This window comes from Nocardioides sp. NPDC051685, from assembly GCF_044453405.1.
Lineage (GTDB): Bacteria > Actinomycetota > Actinomycetes > Propionibacteriales > Nocardioidaceae > Nocardioides.
On record NZ_JBITCR010000002.1, the window covers coordinates 642,385 to 661,483 of the forward strand.

General features: G+C 68.0%; 21 protein-coding genes and 1 tRNA gene. 11 read left to right on the forward strand and 11 right to left on the reverse strand.

Annotation, left to right across the window (positions count from 1 at the left end; translation table 11 throughout):
* Positions 1 to 29: 29 nt before the first annotated feature.
* From ACIA03_RS08215 to ACIA03_RS08240, 6 genes are all read right to left on the reverse strand, one after another.
* The gene (locus ACIA03_RS08215) at positions 30 to 713 is read right to left on the reverse strand and encodes an HAD family hydrolase (protein ID WP_396981058.1); all 684 of its coding nucleotides are present in this window, start codon (positions 711 to 713) and stop codon (positions 30 to 32) included.
* A 77-nt stretch (positions 714 to 790) separates the two neighbouring features.
* Complete coding sequence (locus ACIA03_RS08220) at positions 791 to 1,807, reverse strand: tryptophan--tRNA ligase (RefSeq protein WP_396981060.1); 1,017 nt, start codon at positions 1,805 to 1,807, stop codon at positions 791 to 793.
* Between the two features lie 38 nt (positions 1,808 to 1,845).
* On the reverse strand, positions 1,846 to 2,916 hold the full coding sequence (locus ACIA03_RS08225; RefSeq protein WP_396981062.1) for a hypothetical protein: 1,071 nt from the start codon (positions 2,914 to 2,916) through the stop codon (positions 1,846 to 1,848).
* Positions 2,913 to 3,740, reverse strand: coding sequence for a phosphotransferase (locus ACIA03_RS08230; protein WP_396981064.1), 828 nt, complete (start codon positions 3,738 to 3,740; stop codon positions 2,913 to 2,915). Before ACIA03_RS08230 ends, ACIA03_RS08225 begins: the two co-directional genes overlap by 4 nt.
* Positions 3,737 to 4,741, reverse strand: a complete 1,005-nt coding sequence (locus tag ACIA03_RS08235; protein WP_396981065.1) for a hypothetical protein — start codon at positions 4,739 to 4,741, stop codon at positions 3,737 to 3,739. Before ACIA03_RS08235 ends, ACIA03_RS08230 begins: the two co-directional genes overlap by 4 nt.
* Positions 4,741 to 5,787 carry a hypothetical protein gene (locus tag ACIA03_RS08240; protein ID WP_396981067.1) on the reverse strand — a complete coding sequence of 349 codons (1,047 nt, stop codon included), beginning with the start codon at positions 5,785 to 5,787 and terminating at the stop codon, positions 4,741 to 4,743. The genes ACIA03_RS08235 and ACIA03_RS08240 overlap by 1 nt, the downstream gene beginning before the upstream one ends.
* Before the next feature lie 534 nt (positions 5,788 to 6,321).
* Between ACIA03_RS08240 and ACIA03_RS08245 the strand changes: the two genes are divergently transcribed.
* The 3 genes from ACIA03_RS08245 to ACIA03_RS08255 are packed head-to-tail and all read left to right on the forward strand — an operon-like array spanning position 6,322 to position 8,164.
* Positions 6,322 to 7,020, forward strand: a complete 699-nt coding sequence (locus ACIA03_RS08245) for a multiprotein-bridging factor 1 family protein (protein ID WP_396981799.1) — start codon at positions 6,322 to 6,324, stop codon at positions 7,018 to 7,020.
* Entirely contained in the window at positions 7,017 to 7,694 is a 678-nt protein-coding gene (locus ACIA03_RS08250; RefSeq protein WP_396981069.1) for a RibD family protein, read from the forward strand. The genes ACIA03_RS08245 and ACIA03_RS08250 overlap by 4 nt, the downstream gene beginning before the upstream one ends.
* The gene (locus ACIA03_RS08255) at positions 7,691 to 8,164 is read left to right on the forward strand and encodes a dCMP deaminase (RefSeq protein WP_396981071.1); all 474 of its coding nucleotides are present in this window, start codon (positions 7,691 to 7,693) and stop codon (positions 8,162 to 8,164) included. The genes ACIA03_RS08250 and ACIA03_RS08255 overlap by 4 nt, the downstream gene beginning before the upstream one ends.
* Positions 8,165 to 8,175: 11 nt before the next feature.
* Here the strand turns inward: ACIA03_RS08255 and ACIA03_RS08260 are convergent, their stop codons facing one another.
* A complete protein-coding gene (locus ACIA03_RS08260) occupies positions 8,176 to 8,895 on the reverse strand; it encodes a histidine phosphatase family protein (RefSeq protein ID WP_396981073.1) in 720 nt (239 codons plus the stop codon).
* A 69-nt stretch (positions 8,896 to 8,964) separates the two neighbouring features.
* Between ACIA03_RS08260 and corA the strand changes: the two genes are divergently transcribed.
* Positions 8,965 to 9,945, forward strand: coding sequence for a magnesium/cobalt transporter CorA (gene corA, locus ACIA03_RS08265; protein ID WP_396981075.1), 981 nt, complete (start codon positions 8,965 to 8,967; stop codon positions 9,943 to 9,945).
* On the opposite strand, the gene ACIA03_RS08270 is transcribed toward corA, so the two are convergent.
* Genes ACIA03_RS08270 through ACIA03_RS08280 form a run of 3 tightly spaced genes read right to left on the reverse strand, consistent with a single transcriptional unit; the run spans position 9,942 to position 13,232 of the window.
* Entirely contained in the window at positions 9,942 to 11,126 is a 1,185-nt protein-coding gene (locus ACIA03_RS08270) for a hypothetical protein (protein ID WP_396981077.1), read from the reverse strand. The two genes, corA and ACIA03_RS08270, sit on opposite strands and share 4 nt — an antisense overlap.
* 5 nt (positions 11,127 to 11,131) lie before the next feature.
* Positions 11,132 to 12,388, reverse strand: a complete 1,257-nt coding sequence (ilvA, locus tag ACIA03_RS08275; protein WP_396981079.1) for a threonine ammonia-lyase IlvA — start codon at positions 12,386 to 12,388, stop codon at positions 11,132 to 11,134.
* A 19-nt stretch (positions 12,389 to 12,407) separates the two neighbouring features.
* Positions 12,408 to 13,232 carry an undecaprenyl-diphosphate phosphatase gene (locus ACIA03_RS08280; protein ID WP_396981081.1) on the reverse strand — a complete coding sequence of 275 codons (825 nt, stop codon included), beginning with the start codon at positions 13,230 to 13,232 and terminating at the stop codon, positions 12,408 to 12,410.
* A 120-nt stretch (positions 13,233 to 13,352) separates the two neighbouring features.
* Here ACIA03_RS08280 and ACIA03_RS08285 point away from each other — a divergent pair, with 120 nt between their 5' ends.
* From ACIA03_RS08285 to ACIA03_RS08300, 4 genes are all read left to right on the forward strand, one after another.
* The gene (locus tag ACIA03_RS08285) at positions 13,353 to 14,303 is read left to right on the forward strand and encodes an aldo/keto reductase (RefSeq protein WP_396981083.1); all 951 of its coding nucleotides are present in this window, start codon (positions 13,353 to 13,355) and stop codon (positions 14,301 to 14,303) included.
* Between the two features lie 108 nt (positions 14,304 to 14,411).
* Positions 14,412 to 14,591 carry a DUF5703 family protein gene (locus ACIA03_RS08290; protein ID WP_040756208.1) on the forward strand — a complete coding sequence of 60 codons (180 nt, stop codon included), beginning with the start codon at positions 14,412 to 14,414 and terminating at the stop codon, positions 14,589 to 14,591.
* A 46-nt stretch (positions 14,592 to 14,637) separates the two neighbouring features.
* Positions 14,638 to 15,207 (forward strand): histidine phosphatase family protein, encoded by a 570-nt coding sequence (locus tag ACIA03_RS08295; protein WP_396981085.1) that lies wholly within the window; start codon positions 14,638 to 14,640, stop codon positions 15,205 to 15,207.
* 89 nt (positions 15,208 to 15,296) lie between these two features.
* The gene (locus ACIA03_RS08300) at positions 15,297 to 16,139 is read left to right on the forward strand and encodes a phosphotransferase family protein (RefSeq protein WP_396981087.1); all 843 of its coding nucleotides are present in this window, start codon (positions 15,297 to 15,299) and stop codon (positions 16,137 to 16,139) included.
* Between the two features lie 13 nt (positions 16,140 to 16,152).
* On the opposite strand, the gene ACIA03_RS08305 is transcribed toward ACIA03_RS08300, so the two are convergent.
* Positions 16,153 to 17,445, reverse strand: coding sequence for a M20/M25/M40 family metallo-hydrolase (locus tag ACIA03_RS08305; RefSeq protein WP_396981090.1), 1,293 nt, complete (start codon positions 17,443 to 17,445; stop codon positions 16,153 to 16,155).
* A 103-nt stretch (positions 17,446 to 17,548) separates the two neighbouring features.
* On the opposite strand from ACIA03_RS08305, the gene ACIA03_RS08310 reads away from it, so the two are divergent.
* The 3 genes from ACIA03_RS08310 to ACIA03_RS08320 all read left to right on the forward strand — a co-directional run bounded on the left by ACIA03_RS08310 (position 17,549) and on the right by ACIA03_RS08320 (position 18,818).
* Positions 17,549 to 18,316: a glycerophosphodiester phosphodiesterase gene (locus tag ACIA03_RS08310; RefSeq protein ID WP_396981092.1), complete on the forward strand. Its 768-nt coding sequence runs from the start codon at positions 17,549 to 17,551 to the stop codon at positions 18,314 to 18,316.
* 50 nt (positions 18,317 to 18,366) lie between these two features.
* Positions 18,367 to 18,663: a SelT/SelW/SelH family protein gene (locus tag ACIA03_RS08315; RefSeq protein ID WP_396981094.1), complete on the forward strand. Its 297-nt coding sequence runs from the start codon at positions 18,367 to 18,369 to the stop codon at positions 18,661 to 18,663.
* Positions 18,664 to 18,732: 69 nt separating this feature from the next.
* A tRNA-Leu gene (locus tag ACIA03_RS08320) sits at positions 18,733 to 18,818 on the forward strand.
* The last annotated feature ends 281 nt before the right edge of the window (positions 18,819 to 19,099 follow it).

A 19,099-nucleotide genomic window follows, 5' to 3' on the forward strand; every position in this document is an offset into this window, starting at 1 on the left:
AGATGTTTAGGTGGCGTTGTCGATGCAGTTCATGCGCCGACTCGCACGAGACCTGGAAGCTCTTCAACACCTGCGATAACGGGGCCGGCCCACAGGTTGGATTCACCGTATGCGAGGGCGCGGTCGCCACCGCGGCGCATCACCTTGATGGCGCTGATACCGAGTGTCTCGGCGCCGTGGAGCTCGTCTCCCCCACCATCGCCCACATACAAGCTCGTTGCTGACTCCGCGCCAAGGGCCGAGAGCGCTCTTAGGTAGAGATCGGGAGCTGGCTTTATCGCGTGAGAGGTGCACGAGAAGACCGCGTGATCAACAAGCCCGGCCAACGGGCTGTCCGGCCATGCCTCTGCGACCTCAGCGCCGGCGTCAGAGATCAGCCCGACTTCGACACCGACGTCACGCAATGCCTGCAGCGCTGCGATCACCGTCGGGTCAGGCACCAGACGTGCTGTGGCGAGAGCGCGCCAAGTCTGGGCAACGCCGTCGACCGTTGCGCAGCTCCCGGTGTGGACAACGCAGTGCTCGGCCAGATCTCCAACGGTCGCCAGCGTGCCATCATGACGTGCGGTCCAAGAGTTCGACAGATAGGCGTCGACGACGTCCTCAGGTCTATGCGCGGCGCGGGCGAGTTCGGCAACGGCGCCGGTTCGGTGGCCGTGTGTGGGCGCGTCGACGAGTGTTCCGAAGAGGTCAAAGATCACTGCATCGATCATGATCACTGTCTCCTGTCGGAGTCGAATGGCAACACGCACCGCCACACGCGGTCGACCGGGATGGCTCGTAGCTTCCGTCAGATGCCGATTGCGGCACGTACGCCGTCCAGGACGGGGCGGGCGCGCTTTCTGGCTTCCTCGGCTCCGTTGTGCAGGATGCCGTCGAGGTCGCTTCCGGGCTCCATGAGGGTGTCGTAGCGCTTCCTCATCGGACCGAGCTCGCGTTCAAGGATGTCGGCGAGGTCGTTCTTGAGCTGTCCCCACCCATACCCGCCGGCCGTCAGTCGCCGTCGAGTCTCTTCCGTCTCTGCCGGGGTGGCGAACTGAGCGAGGATCTGGAAGACGTGGGAGGTCTCGGGGTCCTTGGGTTCCTCAACCGGCGTGCTGTCGGTGGGGATCTTGCGGACCATCTTCCGGAGCTTCGCCTCGGGCAGGAAGAGCGGGATGGTGTTGCCGTAGGACTTGCTCATCTTGCGACCGTCGAGGCCAGGCAGCGTACGCCCGGAGTCCTCAGCTGGCACGGAGGCTTCTGGGATCTTGAGGGTGTAGGCCTTGCCGTAGAGGTGGTTGAACGTGCCGGCGATGTCGGCTGCGTACTCGACGTGCTGCATCTGGTCCTTGCCGACCGGGACGATGTCGGAGCCCATGATGAGGATGTCGACGGCCATGAGGACCGGGTAGTTGTACAGGCCCATGTTGATGCCGGCGTCGAGCTCGTCGCGTCCGGCTGCGGCGTTCTGATCCCGGGCAGCCTTGTAGGCGTGGGCGCGGTTCATCAGGCCCTTGGCGGTGATGCAGGACATCACCCAGTGCATCTCGAAGATCTCGGGCACATCGGACTGGCGGTAGATGAGGGTCTCGGTCGGGTCGAGGCCGGCGGCGAGCCAGGTCGCGGCGACCGAGCGGGTGTAGTGGCGCAGGAGCTCGGGGTCCCTGATGCTGGTCAGTGCGTGATAGTCGGCGATGAAGTAGATCGACTCGTGCTGCTTGGTCAGCTCGAGCGCAGGTCGGATCGCGCCGATGTAGTTCCCGAGGTGTGGCTCGCCTGTCGGCTTGATTCCGGTCAGGGAGACCTTGGCGTCTGTCTGCGACATGGGGTGGAGTCTAGGGGCGGTCAGGTTCGACTCTGTGGTCATACTCGCTCTCCGGTCTTGGTCAGGAGGTCCGCGTAGACCTCGGCGTGACGTTCGGTGATCTCGGTGCGCTCGCCCAGTCGAACCGCCCTCACATGGTCCTGGTCCTCCGTTGCGATCGCGCTGCTGCGGTCGGCGGTGTCGAGGGCGAGTTCGCTGGCGTGGCACAGGCATGTCGGGAAGGCGTCGATGGTGAGCGTGTCGGGTGCAAACCAGACCACGGGCAGGTCCTTTCGTGGGCCCGCGGTGAGCTGGCCGTGCAGGCTCGCGATGTCGGGCGCGATGACGGGGAGGCCGAGGTCTCGGGCGAGCTCGAGCTGCCCGGAGTGGGTGATGTGGGAGTAGGGCAGTACGAGTGCGGACGCGCCGGTGAGCCAGTCCACCAAGTCGTCGTCGCCGAGCATGGTGTGCGCGACAGTCAGGTGGAGTCGTCGATCAGTGCGTGCGGTCTCTTCGAGCAGGTCGAGCAGCGCGGCGTCTCGTTCTTGGTCGGCCCGGGTGACCGATCGAAGGAGCACTCGAAGTTTGGGGCGCTCCTCCCCCAGGCACTGCCACGCCCGCACCAAGATCTCGAGCTCGCGGTAGGGGCGAAACGCACCGAACACGGCGAGCCCACCGTCGCCGCTGACTGGAACGGCCGGAATCGAATCGATCGCGACGGCGGCGCCATGGGGTAAGGCTTCGGCGGGCTCGGCGTGAGGTGCTAGCGCTGCGATCTGGTCGGCCGCCTGTGGAGTGAGGGTGAACACGTGATCGGCCTCGGACGCGATATAGGCGACCTTGACCAGGAAGTCACCGACGCTGGCCTCGATGTTGGGCACGAGGTCGTGGATCGTAGCCACAAGACGTACGCCCTCAGCGACCGCGCGCTGGCGCAGCCGGATCAACTCATCGAGGGTCACCAACTCCAGCGAGTGGAGGTGAACGATGTCGAAGTCCCACCGTGGTTGGGCGAGGAGGTCGGCGATCCGAAGAGTCGGGCTAGCCACCTCAGGGGCCGTGTGGGCGGGGCCGAGCGCCTTGGCGTAGGTCATGTGTGACGGGATCTGCAGCACGTTGGGCATCGTCATCGTCGGGCTCCCAGGTGTCGGGTGAGTTCGGAGAGGGTGGGGGCGTCGATCCCGTCGGCCTCATCCTCGGCCAGGCGTACGGCAGCCACATGGAGCGCGGCAAGGCGCGCGTGCCCGGTCTCGCCGGGCGCCAGTGCGTGATGCCTCTCGGCGCTATGGATGAACGTGACCACGGTGCTGGGATCGAGAGGCTTGCGCAGGTCCGGGCGCCAGCTGTGGGTCAGCGATGCTGCCGCATAGCCGACCGCCTCGGCGACGGGCACGGAGATGAGGATCTCCCAGTCCAGGACGGCCAGGACCGCGTTCTCGCCATAGAGAAGGTTGTCGGCTCGCCAGTCGCCATGGGTCGTGGTCCAAGGCTGGGAGGCTGCGAGCTCGCTGATCCGGTACCACGACCCGACAATGGCGTCCCTCAGGGAACTCGAACGAGCGACGTGTGCCGCTTCTCGGCTCCGCGCGGGCAGCCCGACCGGGCGACGAGGAACCCAGGGTGCACTCGTACGAGGTAGCACCTTGAGCTGCTTCGCGAAGACCTCGGCTGCGGCATCGATCATCTCCGAGGTGGGGTCGGTGCGGTGCTCGCCGTTGACGTATGCGTGGACCGTGGCGGGCGGCTCTGCTGACCAGTCGAGCATCTCGGGCATCGGCACGCCGGCAGAGCGGAGCCGACGTTCGATCTTGGACAGTGTTCGGACGTCCTCGCCGCACATGTGCGTGTATTCCTTCAAGACACTGGGCCTGCCGGAACCGTCGTTGAGGAGTCGGGTCCGGTTGCGTTGGCGGGGGTGGGCGAGCGGGTCGCTCGCCATGGCTGCGGCGCTCATCGTGCGCAGCGCTTCCACTGGTCCGCGTACTCGACGAAGGTGTCCAGGTAATTCGACTTCACCCGCGCCCAGGCGCCCGGATCGGCGTCGCGCGCATCGTAGGAAGCGCGCGCTTCGCGGATCTGTTCGTCACTCCATCCGCTGGCCAGGTCGATTGCCGAGAACAGGGCTGGCTGGTCCGCTGGGGCATCGCTAAGGATCCTGGCTCTGAAATCATCAGCGTTCATACCGAGGTGGATGGACGATGCGGGGATGCTCTTGGACATTTTCGGATAACCCCCGAGTCCTTCAATGACTCGGAAGTAGACCGCTCCGACGTCGGCCTCCCAGCCGAGACTGAGATCTCCCGCGGTGCGCTGCCGCTCGAGGACGATGCGCGCGAGCTGGGTGAAGTAGGCCTCCTCCATACCGGAGACCATCAAGATGTTGCGTGCACCGTTCTCGGCGGGTCCGAGGATGTCGGCGACGGTATAGAGCGAGTCGATCGTCAGGCCGACCTCGCTACCGAGCAACCCATGGAAGTCGTAGAGGTCGTTGAGGTCTTCGCAATTCTCGGCCAGGTCCGCGGGGGTCAGATAGCGGGCGATCCGACCGGCACGGGTGAGGTTTCCCTCGTGCAGATGGGTTCGCAGCTCTCCGCGGTTCTCGTCGAACCCGATGGCCCGAAGGAAGGCCAGCATCTGGTCGCGCACCCGGAGCAGGTCTGCCCAGGCGACGTTGCGGGAGTTCCATGCCCCGAGCTCGGAGACGATCACCGTCATCGGGACGTCGAGTCGCTGCTGCAGCTCGATGATCCCGATCATGACCGACAACGTTCCGGCCGTGGGAGCGTTGGTCGGCCCGAACCCTGTGACGACCTCGAGATCAGTGAGGTCTGCGGGAAGGACACCGGCGGCGCCGTCCTCGTGGGAGAATCGGCGGGCGAGCGGTCCCAGACGATCATGCACCGGCCGTGAGATCGGCTGGACCGTCGAGTTGATGGGCGACGTGGCGGCGGTCATCACAGGCCCCTTTCCTGGAGCGTGATCAGCAGACTCTGGGCACGTCCGGAGATCCGCGCCTCGCGAACGTGGTGGTGCGCATCGGCGAGGCTGCTGAGACGGCCTGTGGACTCCCACCAGATGAGAGCGGCGTTCGCCTCGACGAGCTCGCAGCTCGGACCCGAGTTGCGAGGTGCGAGGGAGGCGGCCAGACGGGCGGCGTTGGCATCATGGTCGTTTCCGTGCGCTACGGCCCGAACCCAGTGCGGTGGCGCGTCCGGGTACGTCCTCCCCCGGACGCTCACCGATCCGTCACCCGCGAGCGCGTGGCGCGCCCGTCCGTACGGCACGCTCTCGTCGATGATCCCGCCCGGCCGGGGCTCGGTCATGACCACGCTTCCGTGAGGCAGATCGGGTCGGCACGCGCTGATGGCATGCGCCGACAGACCGACGCGCGGATCAGCGATGCCGTAAACGAAGGAGCCGGCACGAACAGCAAGCACGGCGATCGGCATCATGAAGCTGAACGGGTTCACCTCGGTGAAGACGTCGTCGTACTCGGCGGCATACCCGGGACAGAACATCGCGTACGGCACGAACGCGATGCCCACCTCAGCGACGACGCACCTGAGCTCTCCGACGCTCTTCACCGGCTCGATCCCGAGGGTTCCGAGAACGTCAGCGGAGCCGCTGACGGCCGACACGGAGGCGGAGATCCCTTTCACGACGCGGGCACCGGCTGAGGACGCCAGGAGAGCGGCGGCTGTGGACACGTTGAAGGTCTTCAGGGTCTCTTTGCCGCTGCCGGCAACCAGCACGGTGTCCGGACCAAGGTCGATCGGGTCGGCGAGGTGCTCACGCAACACCGGATCGAAGTCGACCACCGTCTTCCACAGGTCGACGAGGTCAGCCGGTGTGGTTGTCGTAGCGCCGGCGAGCTGGTGGGCCCACTTCCGCCAGCGACGGTCCCGGTCCGGGCCGTGCGAGCGAAGAAGGTCTTCAAGTTCCTCGGCGGCCCCGGTGCGGGGCGCCGTGGTGATCGGGGGTGGAAGTGTGGCGACGCTCATCGTGGTGCTCCTCGAGATCAGCAGGTGATGGGGTGTTGCTGCACGGCGGACCCGACGACGCCAACCGGCGTCGTTGGTCGTGGATCTCCGTGGATACGGCGGGGTGAGTCGCAGGGCGGCTCTGCTAAGACGTCAGCTTTCGAAGACACCCGGCGCAGATGTCCTCGCTCGGGATCGCTGCGGCCGGCTGCGCGGGTTCGACATGCCAACGGCCGAGACGCCGCCCGCATGCGGTGCGCAGATAGCTGCTCCTTCGCCGTCCGACAGCCTCGTAGTGCCAGAAGCTCCCGTACACGGTCTTGTAGACCGCGGGCGTGGTCCGCGCCGACGATGATGGGATTGCGCTAGCTTTGTCCATGTCGACGCGCGCCTCCGGATTCTGGCTGGTGATCAGGGCAGTTCGATTACTGAGATCCAGTCAACGCGAGGCTGGACGCTGAGGACATGGCACCGATGTCGCACTGTTGCCGCATCTCTGCAGAGAGGCCACACAGCACGTGCGTACAGAAGGTTCGATCCGGCTTGGGAGGGTGCATGGCACGGCGTAACGACCTCGTGCGTCAACGCAAGCTCGCCGGCTTCTCCCAGGAGCGACTGGCGTACGCGATGGAGGTGGACCGCTCCACGATCGCGCGATGGGAAGCAGGCGAGGCTACTCCCCTGGCCACCTTCCGCCCGCAGCTCGCCAAGCTTCTGAACGTCACACCGGCTGAACTCGAGAGAATGCTCATCGAGGGTGCGGAACCCGCCTCGAGCCCGCCGTGCGTCGTCATCAGCGGCAGCCGCGCGCCGGGATGTGACGACCAACTGCTCGACGCGACCGTCGCCGCGCTCGCCCGACTCGTAGCTTTCTCAGGCATCGCTGTGAACCACGGCCCCGTAGGCATCGGGATCGAGGTGGTCACCTACGTCGCCGATCAGTTCCGACCCGCAGGGTTCGCGATGAGCACCGCCCGGTTCGGTCGGGAGAACGTCGTCCATGGCGCTGACCTGATGATCGTCGTCGGCGGAGCATCAGGCACCGCGGCCGAGGTCAGCATCGCCCAAGCACTCGGTATACCAGTCCTGCCCTACGGTCCGACCGGCGGCACTGCTGCACGTACGTTAGAAGCCCTCTGCGCTGTAAACGGGACGGGCACTGGGCTCGTCGCCGAACTCACCGAGTGCGTAACCCCTACCCAGTTCACCGCGATCACCGAGCGTGCGATGAACGAGATTGGAACCCAGTTGTGACTCGCCCCTACGTCCTACTCTCCGTCGCTGCGTCCCTCGATGGCTACATCGACGACGCCACCTCGGAGCGGCTGCTGTTGTCCAACGACGAGGACTTCGACCGAGTCGATGAGGTCCGGGCGGGGGTCGACGCGATCCTCGTCGGGGCCAACACCATCCGCGCCGACAACCCACGCCTCATGGTCCGCTCCGACGAACGGCGCGAGAAGCGCGAGGCCGACGGCCTCACAGCGACACCGATCAAGGTCACCATCACCACCTCCGGCGACCTCGACCCAAACGCGAAGTTCTTCGCAACCGGCGAGGTCGACAAGATCGTCTACACGACCGACACCGAGGCAGCCGCTCTCGCTGATCGACTCGCTGACTCAGCAACCGTGGTGGGTGTCGGTGACACGGTGACCCCTCAAGCGGTCGTGGGCGACCTGGCTGCCCGCGGCGTACAACGCCTGATGGTCGAAGGTGGCGGGACGATCCACACCATGTTCCTCACCGCCGGCCTCGCCGACGAGCTCCACCTCGTCTTCGCCCCGTTCTTCGTCGGCGACTCGGCGGCGCCGCGATTCGTTAACCCCTCTGCATTCCCACAGGATCCCAGCCACCGGATGCAGCTCGCCGAAGCTCGCCAGATCGGCGACTGCGTGCTCCTGCGCTACCTTCCCCAGCACCCATGAGCAATCCCACCGGCTTAGACAGCGACCTCTTACTGCGTGCCATTTCGCTCGCCGACCGCTGTCCACCATCGGCCACCGCATTCGCCGTCGGCTCCCTCATCGCAACGGCCGATGGACGAGTCATCGGACAGGGCTGGTCTCGCAAGGGAAATCCTCACGAACACGCCGAGGAAGCAGCGCTCGCCGACGTGTCGGCTGAGGACCGAGCATTGCTGTCTGAGGCAACGATCTACACGTCTCTCGAGCCCTGCAGCACCCGCGCCTCACGACCAGTCACTTGCACACAGCACATACTCGACGAAGGCATCCCTCGCATCGTGTACGCGTGGCGCGAACCGTCGATCTTCGTCGACTGCATTGGCGCCGAGACACTTGAAGCCGCTGGACGCGAGGTCATCGAGATCGCCGACCTCGCCGATATGGCACGCAAACCCAACCTCCACCTGTTCGACCCACACAACCCCGCATAACAGACAAGACGCTAGTCCGAAACAGCATCCGTCGGCCCCGCACCGCCGCCCAGAATGGCATCGTTCCGCTTCTTCGAGCCCTTCCGGCCCTTCTGCGGCGCGAGCCAGGACAGATCGCCGGCATTCGTGTTGGTCGCCAGTACGGTCGGCCGTCCATCGCCGTAGCGGACCACGGAGATGGAGGCCGGGTCGACGTGCAGCCGCTGAAAGAGGTCCAGGTGCATGCCGAGCGCGTCGGCCAGGATCGACTTGATCAGGTCGCCGTGGCTCACGCACAGCCAGACCGCCGCGTCGCCGTGCGCGGCCGTGACGGCGGCGTCGTGGCGGCGTACGGCCTCGACTGCTCGCGCCTGCATCGCCGGCATCGACTCACCGCCGGGGAAGGTGACCGCGGAGGGCTGGGCCTGGACGGTCTTCCACAGCTTGCGGCGCGCCAGCGTGGTGATCTTCTCCCCCTGCCACTCGCCGTAGTCGCACTCGGCGACGCCGTCCTCGACGACGACCGCGGGAAGCTCCGAGCGCCCGTCCAGGATCACCGACAGGGTCTGCTGGCAGCGCTCCATCGGGCTGGTGACCGCCAACGCCAGCGGCACCGGGGAGATCCGCTCCCCCGCCTTCTGAGCCTGCTCCAGGCCGCGCTCGTCCAGCCTCACCCCGGGAAGCCGGCCGGCCAGCGTGCCGGATGCGTTCGCCGTCGTACGGCCGTGCCTCACCAGGATCATCGTCGCCACGATTGGCGACCCTATCCGCCCCGGTGGAGCCGGCCAGCAATGCGGGGCAGCATGGCCTAACCTGACAACGTGATCGTCGACAGCGCTCTCTACCGCGCCGGCGCGCGCGACCGGATCGACTGCGCGCCCCACGACTACGCGACGCTGCGCAGCGGTGTGAAGGACGAGGGCGACTTCGTCTGGCTCGGGCTCTACCAGCCCAGCCAGTACGAGCTCGACGAGGTCGCCGAGGCCTTCGGGCTGCACCCTCTCGCCGTCGAGGATGCGCTCACCGCCCACCAGCGGCCCAAGCTGGAGCGCTACGAGGGCGGGATGTTCCTGGTCGTCAAGACGCTCTGGTACGTCGACGCCGAGGATGCGGTCGAGACCGGTGAGGTCGCCTTCTTCATCGGTCCCGACTACGTGATCACGGTCCGCCACGGTCGTGGCTCCCGGCTCGCGCCCGCCCGCGAGCTGCTGGAGACCAGTGACGAGCAGCTTCTCACCGAGGGTTCCTACTCGGCGGTCTACGCGGTCGTCGACTACATCGTCGACGGCTACGTGGACGTCGCCAACGAGCTCACCAAGGACGTCGACGAGGTCGAGACCTCGGTCTTCTCCGACGAGCGCACCCACGACTCGGCCCGGATCTACCGTCTGCGTCGCGAGCTGGCAGAGGTACGCCGCGCGGTGATGCCACTGCGGGAGCCGGTGCGCCGCTTCGCCAACGGCGAGGGTGACATCGACCCCGACCTGCGCCCCTACTTCCGCGACGTACTCGACCATCTCTCCTCGATCGTGGAGTCGATCGAGAACCTGGAGACGCTGCTCTCCTCCGCCTTCGAGGCCCACCTCGCCCAGCTCTCGCTGCAGCAGAACGAGGACATGCGCCGCATCTCCGCCGGTGCCGCGCTGGTCGTGGTGCCGACGCTGATCGCCGGGATCTACGGGATGAACTTCACCCATATGCCCGAGCTGTCGTGGACCTTCGGCTACCCGTTCTCGCTGCTCCTCATGGTCGCCGTCGTGGCTGGGCTGTGGATCTTCTTCCGGAAGTCCGGCTGGTTCTAGTCGAGCTGTTTGACCGGGCGAGCGTCGAGGTGCTCCCGGTCGCACCACAAGGACAGGTCGTCGGCGAACTCCGACTCGGCCTCGCCGCCCTGCGCGTCGAGCTGCTCACCCTGATACCACTCGGTGAGCGCCGCGGCGTCGTCGTAGCCGGCCGGCATCCGCGGACCCCGGTAACGGACCGCGACGACCTCGTCCTTGCGCATCGAGATCATCCAGGCCCAGCCCACGTCGTCGCCCAGGGCGGGCTTCCAGGCGAAGACCAGCGGGCCACGCTTGCCCTTCGTGGTGACACAGTGCGCGCGCAGCGCGGGCGCCGAGCAGGGTTCCCGGGTCATCCAGGCGGGAGGAGAGGGCGCGGCGAGGACGTCGATGTCGGCGTCGGGCATGCCCGTGAAGCCGGGTGAGGAGCGCTGCAGCAGCCGCCCGCCGATGGCGTCGGGCCCGAATCTCTCGCGCAGCGGCGACCGGATGACCCCCTTGTAGTAGCCATAGCCACCCCGGCCCCCGACGTAGGCCTGGGCGATGCCGTGGTCGGTGTTGTGCACCAGCTCGTACGCGTCGGGGTCGGGCTCGCCGCCCTTCCAGTCGTCGAGCTCCTCGCCGAGCGCGAGCGTCTCGGAGGTCGCCTGGTAGCGCAGGCGCGGGTCCTCGACGACGGCGACCAGCTTCTCGACGTCGATCGGCAGGTCGAGCTTGCGCGGGTCGCCGGTGATCGTGGGACCGGAGTAGCCGATCGTGGCGGTCTCACCGCCGTCGCGCAGCAGCACCACCCCGACGTCGCCGGGGTCCTCCTCGGGCTCCTCCTCGGTCCAGCGGAGCTGCATCTCGGCGCCCTTGACATCGGTCGGCAGGTCGACGCAGTGCTGCCCGAGCTCGCTCCGGCACCCGCGACCGTCCTCGGGCGGACGAGCCGAGACCGCGACGCTCACCAGGTCGCCGTCATACTCCCCGTCGGCGCCGTAGCGGAGGTCGACCGAGACCTGCTCGGGAGGCGTCGACTCGGAGGTGTAGGACGCGGCCCGGCTGGAGGTGTCGGTCGGGAGGTGCTCGAGCGCGACCGCGGCGACCGCGCGGTGGGTGATCCGGCCGGGCTCGCCGCCGGCATCGACGGCCTCGCCGGAGCACGCCGAGAGCAATCCGACGGCGACCGTCACGCCGGCGACGGCGACCTTGGTGGACATGCCCATCAGTGCAGGAAGGTGAACAGCGGGGAGTCGGGCTCGATCCGCTCGATGAGCAGGTCGCTGGCACCCATCCGCTCGAGCAGTCCGTCGAGCCCGTCGGCGGAGTCGAGGTCGATGCCGATCAGCGCGGGCCCGTGCTCGCGGTTGGACTTCTTGACGTACTCGAAGACGACGATGTCCTCACCGTCGGCCAGGACGTCGTCGAGGAAGCCGCGCAGCGCGCCGGGAGCCTGCGGGAACGAGACCAGGAAGTAGTGGCGCAGCCCCTGGTGGATCAGCGCCCGCTCGAGCACGTCGGCGTAGCGGGAGACGTCGTTGTTGCCACCGGAGAGGACGGCCCCGACGCGCGAGGCGCCGCGCAGGTCGATCTGCCCCAGGGCGGCCACCGCGAGCGCTCCGGCGGGCTCGGCGATGATCCCCTCGGTCTGGTAGAGCTCGAGCATCTCCACGCAGATCGCGCCGACCGGCACGGTGACGAGCTCGTCGACGTACTCCTTGACGATCGGGTACGTCACCTTCCCCGCGGTCGCGACGGCGGCGCCGTCCACGAAGGTGTCGAGCGTGTCCAGCCGGACCGGCCCACCGGCCTCGATCGCGGCCGCCATCGAGGCGGCGCCGGCGGGCTCCACCCCGATGATCCGCGTCTGCGGCCAGACCTCGCGCACCCAGGTCGCCACACCCGAGGCGAGCCCGCCGCCGCCGACCGGCAGCAGCAGCACGTCCAGCGGCTCGGTGATCTGGGAGGTCAGCTCGTAGCCGACGGTGCCCTGCCCGGCGATCGTGCGCGGGTCGTCGAAGGCGGAGACGTAGGTGGCTCCGAGCCCGCGCCCGAGCTCGTAGGCGTAGGCCGAGGCCTCGTCGTAGGTCGAGCCGTGCAGGGTGAGCGTCACGTGCGAGCCGCCGAGGGCGGTGATCCGGTCGCGCTTCTGCTTGGGCGTGTTGGTCGGCACCACGATGTGGCCGGGCACGCCGAGGCGGGCGCACGAGATCGCGACACCTTGGGCGTGATTCCCGGCAGACGCGCACACGACGCCCCGCTCGAGCTCCTCGGGCGTCAGCGAGCTCATCAGGTTGTAGGCACCGCGGACCTTGTAGGAGCGCCCCAGCTGCAGGTCCTCGCGCTTGAGCAGGACCTCGGCGGCGTACCTCTCCGAGAGTCTGACCGAGCGCTCGACGGCCGTGCGCGTGGCGATCGTGCGCGCAGCGGCTTCCTCGATCGCAGCGGGTGTTACGGCAGGCTTCTTGCCAGACTCAGACACATGCCTGAGTTTGTCACGATCACCACTCGGTGAGCACACCCACGCCGACGAGAACCAGAACGGCGACACCGAGGACGACGCGGTAGATCACGAACGGGGTGTAGGTGTTGCGCGAGAGGTACTTCAGCAGCCACGCGATCACCGCGTAGCCGAGGACGAACGAGACGATCGTGGCCACGATCGTGGGACCCCAGCCGTAGAGGTTGTCCTCGTGGGCGATGTCCTTCATCTCGAACAGACCGGCTCCGAAGACCGCCGGGAGCGCCAGCAGGAAGGCGTACTCCGTCGCCGTGGCTCGCTCGTAGCCGAGCGCGCGGCCCATCGAGATCGTCGCGCCCGAGCGGGAGACGCCGGGGATCAGCGCACAGGCCTGGGCGCAGCCCATCAGGATCGCGTCGCGCCAGGACAGGTCGTCGAAGCGCTTGCGGTTGGCTCCGATCCGGTCGGCGATCCCGAGCACGATGCCCATCACGACCAGCATCGTGCCGACGATGTAGAGGCTGCGCAGGTCCTTCTCGATGATGTCCTGGAACAGGATCCCCATGACCACGATCGGGATCGACCCGACGATGATGAACCAGCCCATCCGGGCGTCGGTGTGGCTGCGGAGCTCCGGCTTGAACAGGCTGCGGGCCCAGGTGGAGATGATGCTCCAGATGTGCCGGCCCAAGTAGGCGACCACTGCCAGCTCGGTGCCGATCTGGATCACGGCGGTGAACGCCGCGCCGGGGTCGCCCCAGCCGAGCAGCTCGGGGAAGATGCGCAGGTGTGCGCTCGACGAGATCGGCAGGAACTCGGTGAGTGCCTGAATGATGCCCAGTGCGATCGCCTGCAGATAATCCACGGGCGGAAACTCTAAGGGGCATGTACGCAGCACCCGACCGCTGCCTCCCTCTCGGTGTGTCCGCCGTCACGCCAGCGTGTCCGGCCGGGGCGTCGCGCAGGGCACCGATAGATTGTCCTCATGCAGAGCCGACTCCTCGGAGCCACTGGGCTGCGAGTCTCGTCTCTCGCCCTGGGCACCATGACCTGGGGCAGCGTGACCGATGAGCACGAGGCCCGTGAGCAGCTGGCCGGCTTCACCGAGGCCGGCGGCACGCTCCTCGACACGGCCGCCGGCTACGGCGACGGCGCCTCCGAGAAGCTGGTCGGCTCACTTCTGGCCGAGAACGTCGTGGCCCGTGACGACATCGTGCTGGCGACCAAGGGCGGGATCACCTGGCGCGGCGGCAACCGCGGGGTCGACACCTCCCGTGGAGGCCTCCTCACCGGCCTCGACGCCTCCCTGAAGCGGCTCGGCGTGGACCACGTCGATCTCTGGCAGGTGCACGTCTGGTCCCCCGAGGTGCCGCTCGAGGAGACGCTCACCGCGCTCGACATGGCGCTGAGCAGCGGCCGCGCGGCGTACGTCGGGGTCTCCAACTACACCGGATGGCAGACCGCCCAGGCGGCGACCTGGCAGCGGTCGGTCCCGGGTCGCGCGACGCTGGCCTCGACGCAGGTGGAGTACTCCCTGCTGGCCCGCGACGTCGAGTACGAGATCCTGCCCGCCGCCGAGGCGATGGGGATGGGCCTGCTGGCCTGGTCGCCGCTCGGCGGTGGCGTGCTGACCGGGAAGTACCGCACCGGCATCCCGTCGAACTCCCGTGGCGCCGACCCGGGCTTCTCGGCCCGGGTGGACGCCTTCGACGACGAGCGCTCCCGCGGGATCGTCACCGCCGTCGCCAAGGCCGCCGAGGGTCTGGAGTGGACACCGCTGCAGGTCGCGCTGGCCTGGGTACGCGACCGGCCGGGCGTCACCGCGCCGATCCTGGGGGCACGTACGGCCGCCCAGCTCAAGGAGGCCCTCCAGGTCGCCGACCTGACCCTGCCTCCCGAGATCGCGCTCGCACTGGACGACGTCTCCGCGGTCTAACTGCCCGCGCGGGAACATCTCTTCCGGCACACTGGTTCTCCTGAGTAGTCCAGCAGAAGGAGTGCTGCCTTGGCCCGAGCCGAACGCCGTCCGCCCCGCCCGGGAGTGATGTGGGAGTACGACAAGGTGACCTTCTCGCGTGAGTTCTCCCGCAACATCGTCACCAAGCTCCTCGTCGAGCGCGCCGAGCATGGCGGCTGGGAGCTCGACCGGGTGCGGATCACCGCCGACGGCACCCGCCGGGTGACGCTTCGCCGCAAGATCATCCGCCAGCGGCTGACGGTCTGAGCGCGTCTCCGCGCTCCTCGCGCGTCCAGAGATTAGGGTCCTGCGGGTGATCCATCTCGTACGCCACGGCGAAGCCGCCGGCGAGCGCATGGACCTGGCGGGGGCCGACCCCGGCCTCTCCGAGCTCGGCCGCCGCCAGGTCCAGGCGCTCGCCAACCGACTCGCGTTCCGTCCCGTCCGCCAGGTGCTGCACGGCCCCAGCCGGCGTACGACCGAGACGGCCTCCATCCTCACCGAGAACCTCGGCGCCGGCGCGACCGTCTCCGACCTCCTCGCCGACCGCACCCCGGTGCCGTCTTCGGAGCGCAGCAGCGACTACCCGACCCACCGCTGGGAGTGGTTCCACGACGTCCCGGAGGCGGAGCGCGACCTCGACGGCACGGATCTCACCGCTGCCTGGCACAAGCTCTGGTTCGAGCACCACGACGAGGAGGTCGTGCTGGTCACCCACGCGTTCGTGGTCGCCTGGTTCGTACGCGAGGTCCTCAACGCGCCGCCCGCGACCTGGATGCGGATCGGCCCGATCGGCAACGCGACCCTGACCAGCATCGGGCCGAACATCGCCGGTGAGCCGGTGGTCGAGACGTTCAACGCCGAGGTCGTCCTGCCGATCTGAGCCAAGCGGCGCCCACAAGGCGCCAACAACACGGATATCTGCCCGCGACACGGTGTCGTGAACCTTCCTCACGCTGGCAGGATCCGCCCGTGATCTCGGCACTCGACACCCTGACCCCCGCCCAGCGCGACCTCCTCGACCAGTGGCTCCCCGGAGCCGAGCTGGTCGCCGACCGCAGCGATCTGCACCGCGCCGGCACCACCGCTCTCGTGCTCTCAGCCGGCGACGACCGTTTCCTGGTGAAGACCGCAGGAGAAGGCGTGCGCCACCTCGACCGCGAGCTCGCGGCCTTCCGCAGCTGGCTGGCCCCGTGGACCGACGCCGGCCGCGCGCCGAGCCTCGTCGAGGCCGACCTGGATGCCCGCATCATCGTGATGACCCACCTCGACGGCGAGCCGGCGAGCACCTCGGACGCGATCCACGACCCCGAGGTCTACCGTCAGGCGGGCGAGCTGCTGGCGACCTTCCACCGACAGGCGAGCGTCGAGGACGAGGACTACGAGCCCGAGCTCGACGAGCGCGCCCTCGGCTGGCTCGACGTGGCCGGTCTGGAGGCCGATCTCACCGAGCGCCTCCGCGCCGAGATCGCCTCGTGGCCGACCCCGACGACGGTGCTCGTCCCCACCCACGGCGACTGGCAGCCGACCAGCTGGGTCATCGACGCCGGCACCCTGCGCGTGATCGACTCCGGCCGCTTCGGCTTCCGCCCCGCCCTCTACGACCTCTCCCGCCTCTCCGCGCAGGACTTCCCCCGCAACGACACCTTCGAGAAGGCGTTCCTCGAGGGCTACGGCTCCGACCCGCGCGAGCCCGACGCCTGGCACCGGCTCCAGGTCCGCGACGCCATCTCGGTCGCAGCCTGGGCCCACCGCACCGGCCACGCCGAGGTCGCCGCCCTGAGCGAGGCGACCCTCACCTCCCTCGTCCCCTGACCGTCGCCGACAGTCAGATCTGGTCCAGGAAGCGGTCCATGACGCGCGCCCCGAACTGGAGCGCGTCGACCGGCACCCGCTCGTCGACGCCATGGAACAGCGCAGTGAAGTCGAGGTCCTCGGGGAGCCGTAGGGGAGCAAAGCCGTACGTCCTCATCCCGAGCCGCTTGAAGTGCTTGGCGTCCGTGCCGGCACTCATCAGATAGGGAGCGACGAGCGCATCGGGATCCTCGGCGACCAGCGAGCGCTCCATGGCGGCGACGAGCGCACCGTCGTAGGGGGTCTCCCAGGGCATCTGGTTCTGGTCGAACTCGATGTCGATCCCCTCGCCGCACAGCTTGCGCAGCGTCTCGAAGAAGTCGTCCTCGAAGCCGGGCAGGAAGCGGCCGTCGACGTGGGCGGTGGCCTCGGTGGGGATGACGTTGACCTTGTAGCCGGCGCTGGTCATCGTCGGGTTGGTGACGTTGCGCAGGGTGGCGCCGATCATCCGGGCGGCCGGGCCGAACTCCTCGACCAGGCGCTCGGCGTTCTCCGGGGTCGGCTCCTCCCCCGCGATCTCGCCGACCGCGGCGAGCAGCGTCTGCATCGTCGGGGTCAGCTGCACCGGCCACTCGTGGGCGCCGATGCGCGCGATCGCGCCGGAGAGCCGGGTGATCGGGTTGTCACGGTTGATCATCGAGCCGTGCCCGGCGGTGCCGCGGGCGGTCAGCTTCATCCAGGCCATGCCCTTCTCGGCCGCCTCGATCAGATAGAGACGGCGTCCCTTCACCGTGGTCGAGAAGCCGCCGACCTCGCCGACCGCCTCGGTGCAGTGGGCGAGCAGGTCGGGGTGGTCCTCGACGAGCACGTGGGCGCCCTTCATCCCGCCCGCCTCCTCGTCGGCGGTGAAGGCGAGGGTGATCGGACGCTCGGGGATCCGTCCGGTGCGCTGGCGCTCCCGGACCACTGCCAGCAGCATCGCGTCGAAGTCCTTCATGTCGACCGCGCCCCGGCCCCAGACGTACCCGTCGACGATCTCACCGGAGAACGGGTCGATCCGCCAGTCCTCGGCCGCGGCCGGGACGACGTCGAGGTGGCCGTGGAGCAGCAGGCCGTCGCCGGCCGAGCCGCCCCACTGGGCGACGACCGAGGCCCGGCCCGACTCGGACTCGTAGATCTCGGAGGAGATCCCGACCTCGTCGAGCTGGGCCGCGACGTACTCGGCCGCCTTCCGCTCCCCCGGTCCCGGGTCGTTGCCGTAGTTGCTGGTGTCGATCCGGATCAGGTCACGGCAGAGGTCGACGACCTCGGTCTCGGCGCTGGTCATACAGCCACCGTATCGACCGGTGACGACAAACAGCCGCCTGACGTCCACCTATGCGATGGCAAAGGATTTCGTTGTGGTCGGATGCGTGGGTTTCCATGGGCGCATGCAGAAGCGTGCCCTCCTGTCCGCTCACCGCGCCGCGGCGCGCCAGTCGGGGCACCGTGACAACTCCTGGGAGTCACTTCTGGAGGCCGTGCGGATGGAGGTCGACTACGTCGAGTTCGACGTGCACCGCACCCGCGACGGCGAGTTCGTCCTCCACCACGACGGCCACATCCGTGACCGGATCGGCCGCAAGGTCAAGATCGCGGGCAGGACGTACGCAGCGCTGTCGAGGCTCGCACCGTTCCGCCTGGTGCGCTACCGGGAGGCCCTCGAGCTGCTCGCCGCCCACGGCAAGCACGCCCACATCGACCTCAAGTTCGCCTCGCCGACGCGCCACCTCGGACTCCCGCACGAGGTCGATGCCGCCGAGATCGCCCTCGAGGTGATGAACGAGAGCTTCATCGTGACCACGATGGTCGACGAGTCCGTACGCGTCCTGCGCGACTGGGCCGACCTCCGCTCCCCCTCGACGTTGGTCGGTCTCTCCCTCGGTGGCGTCGACTTCCGTCACCACCCGTTCAAGCTGCTCCGACTGAAGCTCTCCGAGTTCTTCCCCGAGGGCCGCATCCGTCGCTGCCGCTCCAACCTGGTCGTCGTCGAGCAGCGCCTCGCCGACGTGTGGCTGCTCCGCTGGGCCCACCGCCGCAACATCAAGGTCCTCGTCTGGACCGTCGACAACCCCGGCCGGCTGCGCCGTTTCGTCTACGACAAACGCGTCTGGATGGTCACCAGCAACCACCCCGCCCGCGCCCTGCTCCGGGCCTGAAGCCTCAGCGGTCGACCCCGTCGAAACCAGCCGTGTGGTGCAGTAGTGCCGTGAACCCACGCATCACCATCACGTACTGCACCCAGTGCAACTGGCTCCTGCGCGCCCAGTGGTACGCAGGCGAGCTGCTGCAGACCTTCGCCGAGGAGGTCGGCGAGGTGGCCCTGGCCCCCGCCAAGGGCGGCGTCTTCCGCATCGACGTCACCCTCGACGGCCGCGAGACCAGCGTGTGGAACCGCAAACGCGACGGCGGCTTCCCGGAGATCACCGACCTGAAACGCCGCGTACGCGACCTCATCGCGCCCGGCAAGCCACTCGGTCACAGCGACCGCAAGAACGAAGCCTGATCCCGGGGCCGACACAGCCTCCCCCGATTCGGCACCCCGGCCCCGTCCTGATAATGTTCTTTCTGTTGCGCGCGGGTGGCGGAATAGGCAGACGCGCTAGCTTGAGGTGCTAGTCCACGTATTAGTGGGTGGGGGTTCAAGTCCCCCCTCGCGCACAGAGAGAAACCCCAGGGAGACCTGGGGTTTCTCTCATTTCACGAGACCTCAGGATCACCCGGTAGGGCAGCCGTAGGGCAGATCGGCGCACAGACCCGCTGTTGTGTTGTCTCCAGCAGGATAGCTCTTGTCCACCTGCACCGGCTGCCCGATCGTCTCTCAGAGCAACGGCCCCTCAACCGTCTGGTCTCCGCAGCGTCACCGCGACGCTGGGATCAAACGTGTTGCGTTAGCCCGGTCTTTCATGACGATGGCCGCGGTCGTGTCGGTGCTGGATGAT